The 18,697-nt window shown below is 68.0% G+C and carries 17 protein-coding genes; 5 read left to right on the top strand and 12 right to left on the bottom strand.

The window, feature by feature from the left end; translation table 11 throughout:
* Window positions 1-576: 576 nt before the first annotated feature.
* Window positions 577-1,032 (bottom strand): hypothetical protein, encoded by a 456-nt coding sequence (locus tag D0D37_RS40895; protein WP_116205940.1) that lies wholly within the window; start codon window positions 1,030-1,032, stop codon window positions 577-579.
* An 87-nt stretch (window positions 1,033-1,119) separates the two neighbouring features.
* Between D0D37_RS40895 and D0D37_RS40890 the strand changes: the two genes are divergently transcribed.
* The gene (locus D0D37_RS40890) at window positions 1,120-1,857 is read left to right on the top strand and encodes a TetR family transcriptional regulator (protein WP_116205939.1); all 738 of its coding nucleotides are present in this window, start codon (window positions 1,120-1,122) and stop codon (window positions 1,855-1,857) included.
* A 51-nt stretch (window positions 1,858-1,908) separates the two neighbouring features.
* Here D0D37_RS40890 and D0D37_RS40885 read toward each other — a convergent pair whose 3' ends face one another.
* Window positions 1,909-2,754, bottom strand: a complete 846-nt coding sequence (locus tag D0D37_RS40885; RefSeq protein ID WP_116205938.1) for an alpha/beta fold hydrolase — start codon at window positions 2,752-2,754, stop codon at window positions 1,909-1,911.
* An 83-nt stretch (window positions 2,755-2,837) separates the two neighbouring features.
* On the opposite strand from D0D37_RS40885, the gene D0D37_RS40880 reads away from it, so the two are divergent.
* Complete coding sequence (locus tag D0D37_RS40880; RefSeq protein ID WP_116205937.1) at window positions 2,838-3,575, top strand: TetR/AcrR family transcriptional regulator C-terminal domain-containing protein; 738 nt, start codon at window positions 2,838-2,840, stop codon at window positions 3,573-3,575.
* Window positions 3,576-3,580: 5 nt separating this feature from the next.
* On the opposite strand, the gene D0D37_RS40875 is transcribed toward D0D37_RS40880, so the two are convergent.
* The gene (locus D0D37_RS40875) at window positions 3,581-4,474 is read right to left on the bottom strand and encodes an NAD(P)H-binding protein (RefSeq protein ID WP_116205936.1); all 894 of its coding nucleotides are present in this window, start codon (window positions 4,472-4,474) and stop codon (window positions 3,581-3,583) included.
* 79 nt (window positions 4,475-4,553) lie between these two features.
* On the opposite strand from D0D37_RS40875, the gene D0D37_RS40870 reads away from it, so the two are divergent.
* Together D0D37_RS40870 and D0D37_RS40865 are read left to right on the top strand one after the other, a co-directional pair.
* The gene (locus D0D37_RS40870; RefSeq protein ID WP_116205935.1) at window positions 4,554-5,189 is read left to right on the top strand and encodes a TetR/AcrR family transcriptional regulator; all 636 of its coding nucleotides are present in this window, start codon (window positions 4,554-4,556) and stop codon (window positions 5,187-5,189) included.
* Window positions 5,186-6,313, top strand: coding sequence for a mandelate racemase/muconate lactonizing enzyme family protein (locus tag D0D37_RS40865; RefSeq protein ID WP_116205934.1), 1,128 nt, complete (start codon window positions 5,186-5,188; stop codon window positions 6,311-6,313). Before D0D37_RS40870 ends, D0D37_RS40865 begins: the two co-directional genes overlap by 4 nt.
* Before the next feature lie 43 nt (window positions 6,314-6,356).
* Here the strand turns inward: D0D37_RS40865 and D0D37_RS40860 are convergent, their stop codons facing one another.
* From D0D37_RS40860 to D0D37_RS40850, 3 genes are all read right to left on the bottom strand, one after another.
* Entirely contained in the window at window positions 6,357-7,529 is a 1,173-nt protein-coding gene (locus D0D37_RS40860; protein WP_116205933.1) for a glycoside hydrolase family 64 protein, read from the bottom strand.
* A gap of 188 nt (window positions 7,530-7,717) precedes the next feature.
* Window positions 7,718-8,236 (bottom strand): lytic polysaccharide monooxygenase auxiliary activity family 9 protein, encoded by a 519-nt coding sequence (locus D0D37_RS40855; RefSeq protein WP_116205932.1) that lies wholly within the window; start codon window positions 8,234-8,236, stop codon window positions 7,718-7,720.
* A 577-nt stretch (window positions 8,237-8,813) separates the two neighbouring features.
* The gene (locus tag D0D37_RS40850) at window positions 8,814-9,878 is read right to left on the bottom strand and encodes an aldo/keto reductase (protein ID WP_116205931.1); all 1,065 of its coding nucleotides are present in this window, start codon (window positions 9,876-9,878) and stop codon (window positions 8,814-8,816) included.
* A gap of 115 nt (window positions 9,879-9,993) precedes the next feature.
* Between D0D37_RS40850 and D0D37_RS40845 the strand changes: the two genes are divergently transcribed.
* Window positions 9,994-10,827 (top strand): helix-turn-helix domain-containing protein, encoded by an 834-nt coding sequence (locus D0D37_RS40845; RefSeq protein ID WP_116205930.1) that lies wholly within the window; start codon window positions 9,994-9,996, stop codon window positions 10,825-10,827.
* 4 nt (window positions 10,828-10,831) lie between these two features.
* Here the strand turns inward: D0D37_RS40845 and D0D37_RS40840 are convergent, their stop codons facing one another.
* The 6 genes from D0D37_RS40840 to shc form a co-directional block, all read right to left on the bottom strand.
* Entirely contained in the window at window positions 10,832-11,218 is a 387-nt protein-coding gene (locus D0D37_RS40840; protein WP_341868012.1) for a CGNR zinc finger domain-containing protein, read from the bottom strand.
* A gap of 29 nt (window positions 11,219-11,247) precedes the next feature.
* Window positions 11,248-13,032: a phenylalanine--tRNA ligase subunit beta-related protein gene (locus D0D37_RS40835; RefSeq protein WP_116205929.1), complete on the bottom strand. Its 1,785-nt coding sequence runs from the start codon at window positions 13,030-13,032 to the stop codon at window positions 11,248-11,250.
* A gap of 13 nt (window positions 13,033-13,045) precedes the next feature.
* Window positions 13,046-14,071, bottom strand: a complete 1,026-nt coding sequence (locus D0D37_RS40830) for a phenylalanine--tRNA ligase subunit alpha (protein WP_208720483.1) — start codon at window positions 14,069-14,071, stop codon at window positions 13,046-13,048.
* Window positions 14,072-14,328: 257 nt separating this feature from the next.
* A complete protein-coding gene (hpnH, locus tag D0D37_RS40825; protein WP_116205928.1) occupies window positions 14,329-15,330 on the bottom strand; it encodes an adenosyl-hopene transferase HpnH in 1,002 nt (333 codons plus the stop codon).
* 3 nt (window positions 15,331-15,333) lie between these two features.
* Complete coding sequence (ispH, locus tag D0D37_RS40820; protein WP_116205927.1) at window positions 15,334-16,797, bottom strand: 4-hydroxy-3-methylbut-2-enyl diphosphate reductase; 1,464 nt, start codon at window positions 16,795-16,797, stop codon at window positions 15,334-15,336.
* On the bottom strand, window positions 16,794-18,697 hold a 1,904-nt coding region (gene shc / locus D0D37_RS40815), incomplete at its 5' end, for a squalene--hopene cyclase (RefSeq protein ID WP_244223851.1). The genes shc and ispH, both read right to left, overlap by 4 nt.

Below are 18,697 nucleotides of genomic sequence, written 5' to 3'. Positions count from 1 at the left end.
GCCCCGCCCCTCCCAACCGCAGCCTCGGCTGCGGTTGGGAGGGGCGGGGCTTGCGCCCCAATGTGGCATTGGGCGGATGTGACGCACCGATGCCGTATTGGGGGCGTGGGATGGACCGAAGGCCGCATTGGGTGCGTGGGATGGATCGAATGCCGCATGGGGGCGCATTCCGGTGGCGGGGCCTTGGGGCTGTGCGGTGGCGGGGCGTTGGGGCTGTGAAGGGCCCCTTGAGGGAATCTAAGTCCGTGAAGGGGCCCTTCACAGCCCCTGGCCGAGCCTTCCGAGGTCCGTGAAGGTTCCCCTCACGGACTTGCGTGGGTCGTGAGGGGAACCCTGAGGGACTCAGAGTCTGTGAGGGTTCCCCTCACGGACCGGCGGCTGTTGCTGCGAAGGGGTGAACCCGCGCGGCGGTGTGGTTTGTGAAGCGGCGCTTGAGTTCCGGAGTCCGTGACGGTTCCCCTCACGGAGCTGGCCGCGGCGAAGTCGCCTCGCGGAATCGGAAGCCGGCACGGCGGGAAGGTCAGGGCCGTGGAGAGTCGGTGTGATGGGTCGCGAAGCCCATGCGGGGGAGCGGGATCAGGGGCGCAGTCGAACTCCGGCGAGTACTGCGCTCACGCTCGGCAGCCAGCGGTGCCTCGGGTCTGGCGCGGTCAGCCATTCCGGGCCCGTTCCTGGCGTTTGCTGTCCGATCGGCAGGGGGAGGAGCGCGCCGCTGTCCAGGACGCTTACGTCGGCTGGCAGGGTGCCTCGCAGGAGGAGTTCGCCGTCCGTTTCGGCGAGGATTGCCAGGCGCGGGCCGTATTGGGTGGGGAGGATCAGGGACGGGCCTTCGCAGCCTAGGGCGGCCAGGTGGGTGCGCACGGGGCCCGAGGTGAGTTTCGGCAAAGTGACTGCGCACAGGCCGTTTTCCAAGGCCAGGAACAGGCGCGCGCCCTGGCGTCGCACGGACCAGCCGAACACCCCGCCGTAGTAGGCGTCTGCTGGGTCTGGGCCGGTGTGGTGGTCGGGCCGCAGTTGCTGGTCGAGTGTCATCGTCGACGCCTTCCGCTCGCATGGGGTGCCCGACCTATGCTAACGGCACTCAGTGCCACTAGCAACCCGGGCTGCTACCGTTCGGGGATGACGGAGACGCCGCGCACCCGGGTCGGGGCCACGCCGGCCGGGCGGCGGCAGTTGCGTCGTGCGCTTGCTACGGCGGCCGTGGATCTCTTCGCGGCCAACGGGTACGAGGCGACGACCATCGACGACATCGCCGCGGCCGCGGGGGTCGGGCGGCGGACGTTTTTCCGGTACTTCGACAGCAAGGACGACGTCCTCTTCGCCAATCACGACGAGATCGTCGCCGAGATGGAGCAGGTCTTCGAGACCGCCGACCCGGCGCGCGATCCGATCGAGGTGGCCACTGCGGCGGTGTCGCTCGTGCTGGAGTCGTACGCGGCGGAACTCGACGTTTCGCTCAAGAGGTTCAGTCTCACCCGCACGGTGCCTTCGTTGCGGGACAAGGAAGTCGCGACGGTCGACCGTTATCAGCGCGTCCTTGCCCGTTATCTCCAGGATCGGTTCGCCGCTGCTGGCGACGAGGCTGCCACGCTGCGCGCGGCGGTGGCTGCTGCGGCGATCGCGGCGGCTAACAACCACGTCCTCCGGCGGTGGCTGCGCAGTGGCGGCCGCGACGACATCGCGGCGGCGGCGACGGAGGCGTTCACCCTGGTCGCGGATGCATTCCGGACCTCCGGCGGGAAGTCTTCGGGGGAAGCGGAGGCGGGCACGGTGGTGGCGGTGCTCAGTACTGCGACGCCGTTGCACGAGGTGGTGACTCGGATCGGCGCGGCGTTGCGCGAGGCCGAGTCTCGGTGACGTGCTTGCCGGTCGGCTAGTGAAGTGCACTGAGTGCCATTGAGGGGCTGCTCAGGTCGTGAAGAAGGCGCGCAGGGCTTCGGCGATTCGGGTGGGGTCGCCGTCGTCGTCTGGGCCGGAATGTCCGAGCCCGGAGAAGGTGCTCCGTTGTGCGTTCGGGATCGTGGCGGACAGTTCGTCCAGTGAAATTCCGAGGAAGGCGGGGCTTTTGGTTCCGCCGAGAAGCAGGACTCGCGAGCTGAGGGTCGCGTAATCCCGTGCGGTGTCGGCCAATTCCTCGACTAGCTGTACGTCGAAGCGTTGGGTCGGGACGAGGGCGGGAATCGGCACGTCCGCGCTGGAATCGCTGCGTTGCAGACGTGCGCCGAGCGCCAGGAACGGGACGAGGGCGAATCGCGGAATCCGGCCGAGTGTCGGCTCGACCGCCAATCCTTTGAATACCGTGGCCAGGGCGGAAGCGAATCGCCCGCGGGCGATTTCGCGTTCGAAGCGGGGCACCCAATCCAGCCGCACCGAGCCGTTGACCGACAACGGTGGTTCGTACAGGGCGACTGCGGTGATCTCGGGAATGGTCAGGGCGCTTCGCAGTGTGATCAGCGCCCCTGAGCTGAGGCCGAAAACCTGTGCCGCACCGGTCTTTTCGACTAGGGCGCGCAGGTCTTCTGTTTCCCGCTCGATCCCGTAGTCGGTGCCGTGCGATCCGCTGAGTCCTCGGCCGCGGCGGTCGGGTACGTAGACGGTGAACTCAGTCGACAGTGCGGTCGCGAGCTTCATCAGGTGCTGCGCCGCCTGCATGCCCCCGTGCAGGAGCAGCAGTGCCGGGCCGCTGCCCAGCTGGCGATATCCGATGACAGTCCCGTCGGCGGAGGCGACCGACCCGGTGCGGTACTCGCTCATCGGTCTTCCCAATTACCCGGGCACGGTGTTCGCATAAAGCCCACTCTAGCTAACCGCGTACGGCGTTCGCAATAATGTGGGCCATGGTTGACGACGCAGCGCCCGCCGACGACGTGCGCCCGCCGATCTGGCTGCGGCCGGAACGCGGCGCCCGGGGGCCGCGGCCGGCCCACAGCCGAGCCGACCTCGCGGCCGCGGCTATCCGGGTCGCGGACGCGGAAAGCCTCGAAGCGGTGTCCCTGCGCCGGGTCGCCAGCGAGCTGGGCACCGGGACGACCACGTTGTACCGCTACATCGCCACGAAGGACGAGCTGTTCGACTTGATGGTCGATGCCGCCTTCGGGGAACGCGAGCCGCCGTCGCCGACCGGGGACTGGCGGGCGGACCTGCGGACCGTCGCCCGCGAGTACCGCGCCCTGGTGGTGCGGCACCCGTGGCTGGCGGCGTTGCCCGCGACCCGTCCGGCGATGGGGCCGAACAGCCTGGCGTGGCTGGACGCGGCGTATGCGACCGTGGACGTCCTGGGCTTGGCCGCGGACGAGGTCTTGGCCCAGGTGGGCACGGTGCTGACCTTCGTCCGCGGCCACGTCGTCGACGAGCTGGCCGAACAGGAAACGGCCCGACGGTCCGGAGTGGGCATGCCGAAGTGGCTGGCGGCGCAGGCGCGATACGGGGAATCGATCATCGGCAGCGGAGACTATCCGCATCTGAGCCGGATCATGGTCGAAGCGGAAACGCCGCATGCCGATGATCGTTACGAACGGGCCTTCCGCCGCGGGCTCGACCACATTCTGGCCGGACTGGCCCACAGCGGCCGATAGCCGGATCAGGCCTTGTCCGCCGCGGGCTTGAGGACTTCTTCGCACCACTGCCGGAAGGTCGTCGGAGTCTCCGCCGCATGCTGCGGGGTGCGGACGACGCCCTCGTCCAGATGGTTCAGCTTCGCGGTCGCCATGTCCATCATGGACTGTGCCATCGCCTCGGAAGCACCGTTCTCGAGAACCTGCGCGCCCAGCGCGGAGACCGGGATTTGCTGGTATTTGACCGAAATCCCCAGCACGTCGCTGATGATGGCGGCCTGCTGGTTCGGCGACAGATCCTCCGGGCCGAGCACCGGAACTTCTTCCCGGCCAGTCCACAAAGGATCAATAAGCAGCCTTGACGCGACTCCGGCGATGTCGCGGGTGCAGACGGTCGGCGCCGCGTAGTCCGGCGGCAGGACGTCGTAGAACGTGCCTTGCTCTTTGAGCACCGCGATTTGGCGCAGCAGATTGTCCATAAAGGTCGGATTCGCCAGCGCGCGGAAGGCGACGCCGGTGCCGGCGATCAGGTCGTCCATCGCCAGGGTGGCGGTGACGTGCCCGGCCCCTTCGGCGGCGGCGGTGCCGCGGCCGAGTGCGCTGACCGACACGACGCGGCGGACGCCGTGGGTGCGGATCGCGTCGACGGCGGGGCGGGCGAAGCCGGAGTAGGCCTCGTCGACGCTGGCGGCTCGCCGGTCGGGCGGGACGAGCCAGAACACGGTGTCCGCGCCGTCGAAGGCGCGGGCGAGGACCTGCGGATCACTGTGCGAGCCAGGGTGGACTTCGATCCGTTCACGCAGGTCAGCGGGCAGTTTCGCCGGGTCGCGGACGATCGCGCGGACGGGGCGCGAACCGTCGGCGATCTCGGCGAGAACGCGGCTGCCGATGTTCCCGGTGGGGGCGGTGACGACGATCATGCGGGCACTCCAGGAGACTGTAGAAGAGGTGGAGGATGAAGTAAACTCTACCGTACCGTTTACTTTTGGCGGAGGCAAGATGGCGCGTGAAGGCGGTTCGCAGCTGCGGGGTGCCGAGTTGCGCAGGCACATCCTGCTGGCAGCGAAGAACGTGTTCCTCGAGACCGGGTTCGAGCGCGCGTCGATGGACGCGGTCGCGGCCGGCGCGGGGACGTCCAAGCGGTCGCTGTACGCGCATTTCGAGAGCAAGGACAAGCTGTTCCTCGCGGTGCTCGACCTGGTCCGCGAGCTGTACCTCGGCAAGCTGATGACGCCGGAGGACTACGCGGCCGACCCGGTCGAGGCGGTCGCGTTGTTCTGCGGCCGGTTCCAGCAGTTGCTGACCTGGGAACCGCAGGCGCGGACGTGCCGGCTCTGCATCTCGGCCGCCGAGCGGTTGCCGGACAGTGCGAAGGCGTACTACGACGCGATGTTCGCGGTGATGTACGCGCGGCTCGCCGAGTATCTGGCTGCGCAGTACAAAATGGACAGTCCGGAGGCGGCGGCGCTCGCGGAGGATCTCGTCGGACGGACTGTGCTGCCGCGGGTGTTTCGGGTGTTGCTGAACGCTGAGCCCGCGATCGAGGAAATGCCCAGGGCGGAGGCGGCGGTGGAAAACGTTGACCTGGAACCGATTCGGAAGGTTGTTTCGGCGGAGCTGGGGCGGCGGGCATGAAGATCACTGCTGTTGACGTGCGGGTCGTGAATCTGCCGTTGACGAATCCGTTCACCAGTTCGTTCGAGACCAAGACCGGCGAAACTCGCACGGTGGTCCGGCTGCGCACGGACACTGGCGCCGAGGGCTGGGGCGAGACGATGTGGGGTCGTCCGGTCGCCGAGCTGACCCGGAAGCTGGGCGCGGAAATGATCGGGACCAGCCCGTTCGCGCTCGAAGCATTCCATCGTCGCCATCACATGGCGCCGTTTTTCCACGGATATCTGGGTTATGCGGCGCTGGCCGGGCTGGACGTCGCGTGCTGGGATCTGATCGGGCGGGTCACTGGGCAGTCCGTCACCGACTTGCTGGGCGGCGCGGTGCGGACCGAGGTGCCGATCACCGCGTTGATTACTCGCGCTGACGCGCCTGGCGCGGAAGGGGAGGAACTCGCGCAGGGGTTGGCGGAACACGCGGCGCGCGTGGTCGCTGAGGGCCGCTTCTCGGCGGTGAAACTGAAGGGGACGCGGGACGTCCGCGGCGATGTTCGGATTCTGCGGGAGCTGCGGAGCGCGCTGCCGGAGGTTGAGTTGCGGGTCGATCCCAATGCCGCGTGGTCGGTGCCGGACTCGATTCGCGCGGGAATTGCGCTGGAGGAACTGGATCTGGAGTATCTCGAAGACCCGTGTGCGGGGATCGAGGGGATGAGCCAGGTTCGCGCGAAGGTGCGGATTCCGTTGTGCACCAACATGTGCGTGGTCCGGTTCGAGGAGTTCGCTCCAGCGGTGCGGCTGGGTGCGGTCGATGTGATCCACGGTGACGTCTACAAATGGGGCGGGATCGCGGCGACCAAAGCGCTTGCCGCGCATTGCGAGACGTTCGGGCTCGGGATGAATCTGCACAGCGGCGGCGAACTCGGCATCGCCACCGCCGCGCATCTGGCGGTGGTGGCCAGCACGCCGGTGTTGTCGCGTGCGATCGACAGCATGTATTACCTGCACGCTGACGACGTCGTCGCGCCGCTGCGGCTTTCCGGCGGTCGGTTGCAGGTGCCGACCGGACCGGGGCTCGGCGTGGAAGTGGACGAGGAGAAGCTCGCGTTTTACGCGGCGAAGAACGAGCGGGAAGGCGATCTCACCGGATGACGGGGCCGCGATCCTCCTAAAAGGACCGCGGCACCTCTTTGGTTCAGCGCAAGGCGTTTACCGTGATGGTGAGCGTGTCCGGGTCGCCCGCCTGTACCGCGCCGCTGAAGTCGGGGCCGGGGGAGACGTCGTCGTACGGGAACGCGTAACCGCGATTGTCCGGCAGTTTGCTGTGCACGATGCGCGCGTAGTGGTTGGTTTCCGGGTTCTGGTAGAATTTCGCCGGGTCCTCGCCGGTCGGTTGCTTCGGGTTGTCGCGCAGGGTGGTGCGGTTCAACGCCGCCGCCAGCCGGGGGATGATCGCCTTGCGGGCGTCGCTGTCGCCTTGTTTGATCGCGAACGGTCCGCTGTCGCAGCTCCACACGTCCGGCGTGGCGGGTTTGTCGAATCGCTCGCCGTTGTTGAAGGCGAGCACTCCGTCCGCGCCGACCTGGCCGGTGAACGCGCCGAGGCCGGGCACCTGGGTGTCGACGGTGAGCGTCTCGCTGGTGTATTTCTTCCACACCTCGTCGATGTAGCCGTCGAGGTATCCGCCGAATTGGTCGGCGCGGTAATGCGCGGACAGCGCGCGCAACGGCTTTCCGTCACCGCCGGTCTCGATGAGTGTGCCCCATTTGCCGCCCTGGGCGTTGAGCGCGTCGCAGATCGGATCGAGCGATCGGGCCGGAAGCCCGGGCACGGTCTGGTCGCCGGAGCCGGTCGTGGTGAGGTGCAGGCCGATCGGGATCGCGACGAAGTCGACGTAGCTGATGTTGGCGAACAGCACGTCGTTGTTGAAGGTGAATTCGCAGAACGACCAGTTCCGGCCGTAATTCGGGTCGTCGGCGGCGAGGAAACTCGGGTGCACGAGCGCCGGGCCCTGGTTGACGAAGAAGTCCAGTTTGCTGTCGAGGACGACATAGATCAGGGCCGCGTACATTTTCGGGACAGTGACCTGGGAAAGCGACTTCAGCGGGATCGCGCAGTCCTCGGCGAGCGGGGTGTGGTCGCTGCCCGGGGAAGGCGGATAGTAAGGCGTGCCATCGGCTTTCAGGATGACGAGCCGGTTGTCCAGCGTCGTTCCGGTGATGTACGCGTAGGCCTGGCTGGCACCGGATTGGTCGTTGAACGCGACCTTCGCGGTGTCGGGGGTGGTCGCGGAGGCGAACGCGGCGTTCCAGAGTGGAAATGTCGCGGCTGCCGCGGATGCGCCGAGGAATGCCCGCCGGGAAATCAAGGAAAACCGCCTCCTGGAGTCATGCCCTTTTCCGGTGACCGGCACGCTAGCCACGGCCGGGAGACGGGGTCAACGAATGCGGGAGAAATTGGCCGGTTTTGTCATTCCGGGAAATCGCCGCGGACGCGCACTGAGGCACGGGCCGCCGCCACGGCCCGCGCCTCAGTGTCTGTTGTGGACCTTCCGGGTCAGCTGACCTGCAGATCGATGCAGGCGTAGAAGGCGTTCGCGGTGTCCGCGATGTTCCAGACGGCGAGCACCGTCTGCCTTCCGGTGTGCCCCTTGAGGTTCACGTTGTGGGTGACGGTCGCCGGGGGCTGCTGGCCGCCGCCGTCCACCGTGGCGATCTTGTCGTTGCCGATCCAGTATTCGTAGTTGGAAGTGCGGTGCCGGGCGGTGAACTTCCAGGTGAAGGCCACCGAGGAACCGACCGGCGAGGCCTTCCAGCCCTTGTTGTTGTCGTTCAGTTCGGCGAACTGGGCGTTGCCGCCGCTGCAGCTGTGCAGCCCCTTCGGCCCTTCGACGCTCTGCGGTTCGTACTTGATCTGGCCGCAGGACACGACTCCCTGCGCGCACTGGGCCTGCCGGCTCGCCGGCGCGTTGACGTACCCGTGCGCGCTGGCGATGCCTGCCGGGCTGATCAGCACGAGCACCGGGGCGATCGCCGTGCCGACCGCGGCGGCGACGAGTTTCCGGTTCGCTTTCATGGACATCTCCTTCGGGGAATGCTCGTTTCCTGGTGCGGGTACGACAAAGCGACGCACCGGCTTTCCGGGAGCCGGCCCGCGGAAGGTTCGAGCGAAGGGGGTGGGCTTCTTGGTCTAGACCATACGCCCGGGCCGCCGGAAAGGTCAACAGCTGGCAAAGAAAGGCGGAGCGCCGGTTATCCGTCAACGTTGTCAAGCAAGACCACTGTCCCTTGTGGTGCTGGCCGGAGGAGTTTCTCCGAGATTGCGCCGGACGGGTGGCGCTTGCGCGGATTGTGGCCACCCAGCGTGATTTCGTCTGCTCTGGACTGTCTATAATGGACGGTGGGAAGCTGCGCGAGCGCAGGGAAAGCGGCCGGGCGGGGCGGTCTGGTGCAGCGATTCTGCCCGGTCTTCGGAATCCCCGACTTCCGGAGGGTTGAACGTATTCGACCGGGAATGCTCCACTGGGTGGTTAGGTGTTTGGTCAGGCTGGCGGTGGTTTCGTATTCGCGGCAGCGGCATTTCGCGCAGCTGGCAATAGCCCGAGACGGCCAGCCCCTGCCGTCTCGCGCAAGCGACCGGGGCTGGCCGCCGGTCAGCGTCGGTCTTCGATCGTCAAGTCGCCACGGGTCGCCGTGCGGAGGTGGTCGCTGGCGAGCTGGTCGTGCGGGATGCCGAGCTGGATCGCACTGGCTTCGGCGAGCCGGGCCAGCTGCGGCTCGGCGAACTCGACGGTCAGCGCGGCCAGGTTGTCTTCCAGCTGGTCAGGCGTGCGGGCCCCGATGATCGGCGCGGTCACGGCGGGGTTCCGCAGCGTCCAGGCGAGCCCGGCCTGGGCGGGAGTGCAGCCGATCTCCTTCGCGACGTCGGCCAGGACGTCGGCGATCTCCAGCTTGCGTTCGGTGACCGCGCCGACGGCGAGATTGAAGCTCTTCCGCGTGCTCTCGCCCGGGGCCGGGTCGGCGGCGGTCAAGTCGGCGCGGGTGTACTTGCCGGTCAGGACGCCGCCGCCCAACGGGGAGAACGGCACTACGCCGAGACCCATCTCGCGGGCCATCGGGAGCAGGTCGCGCTCGCCGGTGCGCTCGACGAGGCTGTACTCGACCTGCAACGCGACCAGCGGCGCCCATCCGCGCAGGTCGGCGACCGTTTGCATGCGCGAGACCTGCCAGGCGGGCGCGCTGGACATCGCGACGTAGTGGATTTTGCCCTGGCGGACGAGGTCGTCCATGCCGCGCAGGATTTCCTCGACCGGCGTCGTGAAATCCCAGACGTGCAGGTAGAGCAGGTCGAGGTAGTCCGTGTTCAGCTGCCGCAGGCTGGCCTCCACCGACGCGAACAGGTTTTTGCGGTGCGGTCCGCCCGAGTTCGGGTCGCCGGGGCGGCGCAGGGTGGTGTACTTCGTCGCCAGGACAAGGCTTTCGCGGTTGCCGCGGGTGAACTTGCCGAGCATGCGCTCGGCGGTGCCGTCGGTGTAGGTCGGCGCGGTGTCGATGAAGTTGCCGCCGCGTTCGACGTACTGGTCGAACAGCCGGCGCGCGCCCTCCTCGGCCACGCCCCAGCCCCATTCGGTGCCGAAGGTCGCCGTGCCGAGTGCCAGCGGCGAGACCCGCAGCCCGGAACGGCCCAGCAGCCGGTAGGTGTCGAGAGTGAGCGGCATGGGTCCTCCTGTGCTTGTGCTCCAGTGCCGCTGACCAGCCTGTTCCCGTCGCGCGTGCGGGGTAAGGGACGGATTTGCCTGGGAAAGCGAGTCCTGCCCTCGGGTAGAGTCGGCGGTGATGACGCGCACTGTGGACCGAACCCAAGAGCTGGCCGCGTTCCTGCGGACCCGCCGTGAACGCCTCGACCCGGACGAGTTCGGCCTTCCCGCGCGCCGCCAGGCCCGGCGGACGCCCGGGTTGCGTCGCGAAGAGGTCGCCGAACTGGCCGGCGTGAGCATCGACTACATCGTGCGGCTGGAACAGGCTCGCGGGCTGCGTCCGTCGGCGGAGGTCGTGGAGGCGCTGGCCGGAGCGTTGCGGTTGAGCCCTGGCGAGCGCACTTACCTCTACGGGCTGGCTCAGCAGCAGCCTCGTTCGGCGGACAAACCCGCTGCCGTCGCGGCGGAACCGCTGGCGCAGCTGATCGCCGATCTTTCTCCGCTTCCCGCCATGCTGCTGAATCACCGTTACGACATTCTCGCCTGGAACCGCGAGATGACGCGTCTGCTGGTGGATTTCGAGACGCTGCCGTCAGCTCAGCGCAACGCGATGTGGCTGTGCCTGCGACATCCAGAACTGCAGACGTTCTACACTGACCGGGAAACCGTGGTGCGGCAAGGTATCGCGCATCTGCGGGCAGCTTGGGCTGCGCATCCCGATGACGCGGAGTTAGGCGATCTGATCGCGGAGTTTCTCGCCCAGGACGAGGAATTCGCGCACTGGTGGGCGGAACGGGACATCGCGATCAACGGCCGGGGGCTCAAGGTGCTGCGGCATCCCGAGGCCGGAGAGCTGACGGTGCGGTTCGAAGTGCTTGCCCCGATCGAGAATCCGGATCAGCGAGTGCTGATCTACCGCGCGACAGACGACGACAGCCGAGCTGCGTTGAATCATTTGTTCGCCAGCTGAATTTTCAGGATTGCCGAGACGGAGTCATCGGGGGATTGCCCCTGTGCCGTGCTCGATAGGCTGCCGCCTTCGTCTTGTTTCCGCAGGTGGCCATCGCGCACCATTCGCGCCGTGATCCGCGTGAATGGTCCAGGTAAACCTGCGTGCATTCCGGACGTCCGCATTCCTTGAGCAGATCCGCGTCCGGGCCGCGGAGGATCGTCACCGCGGCCCGGGCCACCGTCGACAACGCCTGCCCCGCGGTCGCCCGGACCTGCCGTCCGGCGCGGCTCAGCTGCGGGACCGCGTCGGGTTGCGCTGCTGCATCGTTGACCAGCGTCAACGGCTCCGGGTCGTACACGTGGCCGACGAGCCGGGCCGCGACCAGTGCATAGCGCGCCTCGGTGGGGATCGCTGACCGGTACTGGTCTCGGCTGAGTCTTACCGCAACCGCGCCCCTGCCCGATCGAGTGCCGCCAGCACTGTGGAGCGGGTTGCGGCGATTTCGCTCGCGGTCAGCGTCGTGGACTGCGGGCGGAGGGTGACCCGCAAAGTGAGCGATCGGTGGTCCGCCGGAATCCGCGAACCTCGGTATTCGCCGACGTAGTCCACCCGCTGCACCAAGGCGTGGGCGTGCGTCGCGGTGTCGGCGACCAGGGACCAAGGCACCGTGTCGGCCGCTAGGACGGACAGGTCGAAGTCCGACTCCGGCAGATCGCCGACCGGGGCGTAGCGGTTCTCCCGCGACGGGTGCGTGCGCAGCGCGTCGAGGTCCAGTTCGACGCATGCGATCGCGCCCCGGTCGATACCCGCCGCGCGGAGCACCGACGGCCGGACCAGCGCCAGTGTCCCGCCTGGGCGGATTGCCAGGCGCGCGGACGGGTCTGTCCAGGGCTGGGCGGGGGTGCCGGACAGATCCAGTGCGGTGAGATGGCAGTACCGGCGGATCAGGTCGGCTAGTCCTTTGGCTCGGCGGAACAGCTCGACACCGTCCGGTCCGGTGAGCAGGATTCCGGCGGAGGTCCGCTCGGTCGCGGCGAAGACGGTGCCGACTTCGAAAATGCTGAACTCGTCGTGATAGCGCAGGTTGGCGGCGGCGGCTTCGAGCAGGTTCGGGAGCAGCGACGGGCGCAACCGGCCGCGGTCCGGGGCTGGCGGATGGTCGATTGCCAGCTCGGCTTCAAGTTCGCACGCGGTGAGCAGGTGGTCGGCGGACCACGGGTAGGTCAGCACTTCCGTCGCCCCGCCGCGCGCGGCCAGCACCTCCCGGACTTGGCGGCTTAGGGGGAGCCGAGAGCGCGGGGCTAGCTCCACGACTGGCCGTCGCGCGGGCAGCGCGTCGTAGCCGTGGATGCGGGCCAGTTCCTCGACGATGTCGACGGGCAGCGAGAGATCGCCGGTGGAGCGCCATGACGGCGCGGTGACCTGCAGCAGTTCCCCGGTGATCTCGGCGGTGCAGCCGAGGGCGCGGAGGATGCGGAGGATCTCGTCCGGGGGCAGCCGGAGGCCGATCCGGCGTTCGATCTCGGCCAGGCTCACCTCGATTTCGGCACCGCGGGTGGCGGCGAGGACGACGTTTTCCTCGCCGAGTGCCACCGCTGACGGGTCGGTTTCGGTCAGGAGGTGGAGGAACAGGTCGACGGCTTGGTCGACGCGCTGCGTGTCCAGGCCTTTCTCTTGTCGCACTGAAGCTTCGGTCCGGGCGCTGCGGCGGGCTTGGCTCGGAATCAGGGTTGGTATTTCCAGCATGATCGAGTCGCCGGTGGCGCGGACGTCGCTCGGTTGTCCGACGGAGAACATCACGTACGTGCTCAGATCGGCGCACAGGTTCCGGCTTGGTGCGCCGATACGCCGGAGACGGTCGCGGAGGAAAGCCGGAGTCGGTACGGAACTGTCCACTGTGCACTGCACCGCCAGCATTCGCCGATGCCAGGCGGGGTCGACCGAGCTGACGAGGCCGGTAGTGCTTGGCGGCCGGGCGATGCGGGGGAGCGGAGCCAGTGGAAGTCCATAAAGGACAGAGAGTTCGCGTGCGATTCCGTAGTGTCCCCACAGGTCTGGGCGGTTGGTGAGCGATTTGTTGTCGATCTCGAAGACCACGTCACCGTCGACGGCGTCGTAGCCTTCGACTTCGACGGTCTTCAAGGTCAGCTCGTGCGCGAGTTGGCCGGGCGAACAGTCGGGCAGCGGCACGTAGTCAGCGAGCCAGTCCCGGGAAATCTTCACGGCAGCGGGCCTTTCAGGCGAATTGGGAGAGGAAGCGGAGGTCGGCGCTGTGCATCAGCCGGACGTCGTCGATGCCGTAGCGCATCATCGCGAGCCGGTCCAGGCCGACGTTCAGGTAGCAGCCGGACCACCGCGCCGGGTCGAGGCCGGCGGCGCGCAGCACGTGCGGGTGCGGGCTGCCGCCGGGCATGAGTTCGAGCCAGCCGGTCCGTCCGCAGGTGCGACAGCCGCGTCCCGAGCAGACGCGGCAGGCCATGTCGATCTCGAAACCTGGCTCCACGAAAGGGAAGTACCCGGCGCGCATCCGGGTCCGCACCGGTTCGCCGAACACGGTGCCGAGGATGGTGTCGACGAGAAACCGGGCGGTGGTGAGCGGGACGGCCTCGTCGACCACCAGCACCTCGTACTGGAAGAACGCTCGCTCATGCCGCGCGTCGGTGCTTTCGTTGCGGTACACCCGCCCCGGGTAGGCGATTCGGACCGGCGGCTCGTGCGTGCTCAGGTACCGCGCGCTCGTGCCGGTCAGGTGCGGGCGCAGGCAGCGGCCGTCGGCCAGCCAGTAGGTGTCCATGCTTTCGCGTGCGGGATGGTCGGCGGGGAAGTTCAGCCGGTCGAATTCCACTGCTGCGGAACTGATTTCCGGGCTTTCGATAACGTCGAAGTTGAGCGCGCGGAAGGCGTCGTCGAGGTCGTATCGCAGCTGGGTGACCGGGTGCAGTCCGGCGGTCGGCGGCGGCAGGCCGGGGATAGTGGGGTCGAGCGGATGGTCCAGCGCGGGTCCGGTGGGCCGCCGCTCGTCGAGAGCAGCGGTAATGCGTTGGTGTGCCTCGGAAAGCGCGAGACCGAGCTGCTTGCGGGAGGCCGGTTCGTAACGGCCGAGTTCGCGGCGTGCGGCGGCGAGCGGGCTGGATTTGCCGAGCGCAGAACGGCGTATCTCGGCGATGGCTGCCGGAGTGCTGGCCTGGGCGAGTTCGGCGAGCGCGGCCTCGGTCAGCGCGGTGATCCGGCGCAGTGCCGAGGCTGGGTCAAGAGTGTCCACAGGAACGGGTTCCTCGCTTCGGAGCGTGAAGTTCTGGACTTCACCCCCGGGCAGCGAGGGGAGACGCGGACGTCAGCGGGCGGAACCCGGCGCGCACGCGCAGCCCCCGGGCACTCCCCGGGGGCGAAGAAATCGCTGCGTGCGCATGTCGCCATCATGGCACGCCCCACCCTGCGCGAGCAAACCCCTTTGCACGGGCCGTGAGGGGAACCCTGAGGGACTCAGAGTCCGTGAAGGTTCCCCTCACGGCCAGCGGATCAGTGTCCGACGGCGGCTCGGACGGACTCCTTCAGGGAGCCCAGGGTGGCGATCACCGCGGTGGGTTCGTAGCCGCAATGCGCCATGCAGTTGGCGCAGCGCGGGTCCTTGCCGCGGCCGAAGTTCTCCCATTCGGTGGTTTCGATGAGTTCCCGGTACGTCTCCGCGTAGCCGTCGTCCAGCAGATAGCACGGGCGCTGCCAGCCGAGCAGCGAATACGACGGGATGCCCCACGGCGTGCATTCCAAATCGCGTTTGCCCTCGAGGAAATCGAGGAACACCGGCGAATGGTTGAGCCGCCAGCGTTTCCGGTTGCCGCCGCCGAAGGCCTTGGCGAACAGTTCCCGCGTCTGCTGCACGCCGAGCCAGTGGTCCTGGTCCGGGGCCTTCTCGTACGCGTACCCGGGCGAGATCTGCATGTTGTCGACGCCGAGGTCGTTCAGGTAGTCGAGCACGTCGATGACGTCCTGCGGGGTGTCCCCGGTGAAGAACGTCGTGTTCGTCATGACGCGGAAGCCCTTTTCCTTGGCGAGCTTGATCGCGTCGACCGCCGCCTGGAAACCGCCGGCCTTCCGCACCGACGCGTCGTGCCGTTCTTCGAGGCCGTCGATGTGCACCATCCACGCGAAATTGCGGTGCGGCTTGAACTTGTGGATGTGCTTGGGCAGCAGAATCGCGTTGGTGCACAGGAAAATGATCTTGTTGCGGTCGAGCAGCTGCCGGGTGATCTCGTCGATCTGCGGGTGCATCAGCGGTTCGCCGCCCGCGATCGACACCATCGGCGCGCCGCTCTCCTCGATCGCCCCGACCGCCTGCTCCACCGGCATCCGCTGTTTCAGCAGGGTGTGCGGCTGCGCGATCTTGCCGCAGCCGCCGCATTTGAGGTTGCACGCGAACAGCGGTTCCAGCTCGACCAGGAGCGGGAATTTCTCCTTGCGCAGCAGCTTCTGCTTCATCAGATAACCGCCCAGTCGAAGAGACTGGCGCAACGGCATGGCCATGGCTCAGAGCACCTCCCGAGGTAGGGTGAACGTCATTTCTTCCTCCGTCAGCGTGTTTTCCGTGAGGCTGACCGGTCCCAATCCGCGCAGCGCCTGGACCGCCTCGGTCACAAGATGCGGCGGCGCCGACGCCCCCGCGGTGAGCCCGATCCGACCGGCTCCGGCGAGTCGGCGCAGGTCGATGTCGCCGCAACCGTCCACCAGCACTGCCGGGATTCCCTCGCGTTCGGAAACTTCCACCAGTCGGCGGGAGTTGGACGAATTCCCGGAACCCACCACCAGAACCAGGTCTGCTTCGTGCGCGATCGCCCGCAGCGCCTGTTGCCGGTTGGTGGTGGCGTAGCAGATGTCGTCCTTGCGCGGAGCGGAAAGGCCGGGAAATCGTTCGCGGAGCACGGTCGCGATTTCTTCGGCTTCGTCGAGCGCCAAAGTGGTTTGCATGGTGTAGGCGGTCCGCGACGGGTCGCGCGCGGTGACCGTCCGAGCGGCCGCGACATCACCGACGACTACGACGTTTTCGGGCGCTTCTCCGACGGTGCCTTCGACTTCCTCGTGTTCGGCGTGTCCAATGAGGAACACCGTCTCGCCGCGACCGGTGTAGCGGCGGACTTCGTTGTGCACCTTGGTGACCAACGGACAGGTCGCGTCCACAACAGACAGACCGCGATCGGCAGCAGCCCGCCGGACCGCCGGGGAAACTCCGTGGGCGGCGAACACGAGCGTCGCGCCTTCCGGAACTTCCTCCACCTCGTCCACGAACACCGCGCCGCGCCCCTGCAACCGGTGTACGACATGGGTGTTGTGGACGATCTGACGGCGCACGTACACCGGCGCGCCGTGCTTCTCCAACGCCCGCTCGACGATCTCGATCGCCCGCTCTACCCCGGCACAGAACGATCGCGGGCTGGCCAGCACCACCGTTCGCGGACCCACCGCTTCGGCCCACGCGGTGAGCGCGGGAGCGGTCCGGCGCAGACTCCGCAACCCAGCGAGTCCATTCGAGACAGTGGAAGGGTGAAGCAGCGGCTCTCCGACAGTGTCCACAATGGCTCGAACCACCGCGAACGGTTCGCCGCTGGCAGCAAGCCACGCCGACTCCATATCGACAGCCAGCGCACCAGTAGCCGCTAACGAAGCCCGTTCCCGCTCCCGCACCACGTGCGAACTGCCGACCACAGGTCCGAGATGGACAGTGAGCCCAAGCCGCCGCAACGCACCCGCCAGCAATGGCGCGGACGGCACCGGCACCACGTCGGAAGGCCCTCGCACCTCAGTGGCGACCACGACATCCCCCGGCCGTACCTCCGGAGCGAGCCCGCCGCCGATCCCCGCCACTATTCGCGGCCCGGGCGGGAGCCGGGCAGCAGCGGCGGCGGCCCGGCGAGGCCCGAGTCCGATGTGGACCGTCCGCAGACCGCGCAGCGCGGCCTGCTCGATCCGCAACGGGGTGCAGACGATCGGTGTCATGACCCGCCCCGGACATATCGGCCGAGGGCGGACAGCGGGAACACCACTCGGTACAGGTGGTACGACAAGTAAAAGTCCCCAGGGAACCCGGTTCCGGTGTGCTTGTCCTCGTCCCAGCCGCCGTCCGGACGCTGCCGTTCGCACAACCATTCGACGCCCCGAGCGACCACTTCGGACTCCCGCTCCCCAGCAGCGAGCAGCGCCAGCAACGCCCACGCGGTCTGCGACGGCGTCGAATCACCGCGTCCGGCCCACGCCCGATCGTCGTACGACCGCAGATCCTCGCCCCAGCCGCCATCGTCGTTCTGGTGCTCCGCCAGCCACTTCACCGCGCGCCGGATCCGCGATGAAGTCCCGGGAATCCCGACGGCGACGAGAGCGGGCACCACCGCACCCGTGCCGTACACGTAATTCGCGCCCCAGCGACCGAACCACGAGCCGTCGTCCTCCTGGTTGTCCAGCAGCCACCGCACCCCGCGACGGCATTCGCGAGTATCGGTTTTTCCTTCCGCCGCCAGCATTTCGACCACGTGCGCGGTGACATCGGCCGACGGTGGATCGATCACCGCGCCGAAATCGCAGAACGGCAGGCGAGTCGTCAGCACCTGCGTGTTGTCCGCGTCGAACGCGCCCCAACCGCCGTCGCTCGACTGCATCCCCTCCAGCCACGCGACGCTCCGGTCGACCGCTTCACGGATCCGCAGGTGATCCGGTTTGCCCATTCTCCGCAGTGCGAGGACCACCTCGGCGGTGTCGTCGGTGTCCGGGTAACCGTCATTGGCGAACTCGAACGCGAACCCGCCCGGCTGTAACGAAGGACGCCGCACCGCCCAGTCGCCGGGGACCCGGATTTCCTCGCCCAGCATCCAATCCGCGGCCCGCACCAGAGATTCGTCGCCAGGGGAGACGCCCGCGTCGAGCAGCGCGGTCATCGCCAAAGCGGTGTCCCACACCGGCGACTGGCACGCTTCGAGCCGCCGCACCCAGCCCTGGTCGGTCTTCTCCCGGATGGTGAACCCGTCCAGCCCGGCGATCCCCGCCTTGAGCGCGGGATGGTCGAGCGGGTAGCCGAGCAGGTGCAGCGCCAGGATCGAGTACACCCACGGCGGCTGGATCCCGCCCCACGAACCGTCGGCCTCTTGCCGCGCCAGGATCCACTCCGCGGCCTGCTTGATCGCGAGCTTCCGCACCGGGTTGAGCGGCAGTTTCGCGTAGGCGTGCAGCGCGGTGTCGAGGTTCTGGAACACGCCGTCCCACGTCCACGGCGCGCGCGTCTTCGGCGGACGCTTGCCGGTGCGCAGTTCGTCTACCGTGAACGGCAGCTTCCGCACCGGGCGCAGGGTGCCGACAATGGTCAGCGGCACGACGGTCTGCCGGGCCCAGCAAGCGAAGTCGTACACGTTGAGCGGGAACCACGACGGCAGGAAGATCAGCTCCGGCGGCAGGCTCGGCAGGTCGTCCCAGGACCACTGGCCGACCATCGCGAGCCAGATCCGGGTGAAGACCCGGGTTGCCTCGATCCCGCCGTGGTCGCGGATGTACTCCGCGGCCGAGGCCAGCCACGGCGCGTCCGCCGGGTCGCCGGCCAGCCGGAGCGCGACCCACGCCTCGACCGTGGTGGACAGGTTGGCCGGACCGTCCGGGAAGTTCGCCCAGGTGCCGTCCGCGCGCTGCTGCGAGCGGATCCAGCGGGCGGACTCCTCGGCGATCTGCGGGGTGAGAATGCCGAGGAAGTGCCGGAGCAGCAGGTCCTCGGCGTCCATCGTGACGTTGGTGGCGAGTTCGCCCTTCCACCATCCGGCGCGGTCCTGCTCGCGGCGCAGGAACTCGACCGCCGCGGCGACCGTGTCGGCAGCGGTGCAGGCGGTGCGGGCGGCGGGCGCGGAGGTCCGGGGGACGG

It is taken from the genome of Amycolatopsis circi, from assembly GCF_003385235.1.
In the GTDB taxonomy this organism is placed as follows: Bacteria; Actinomycetota; Actinomycetes; order Mycobacteriales; family Pseudonocardiaceae; genus Amycolatopsis; species Amycolatopsis circi.
Note: the sequence above shows the minus strand (reverse complement) of the source record. Positions and strands in the feature narration are given on the sequence as shown.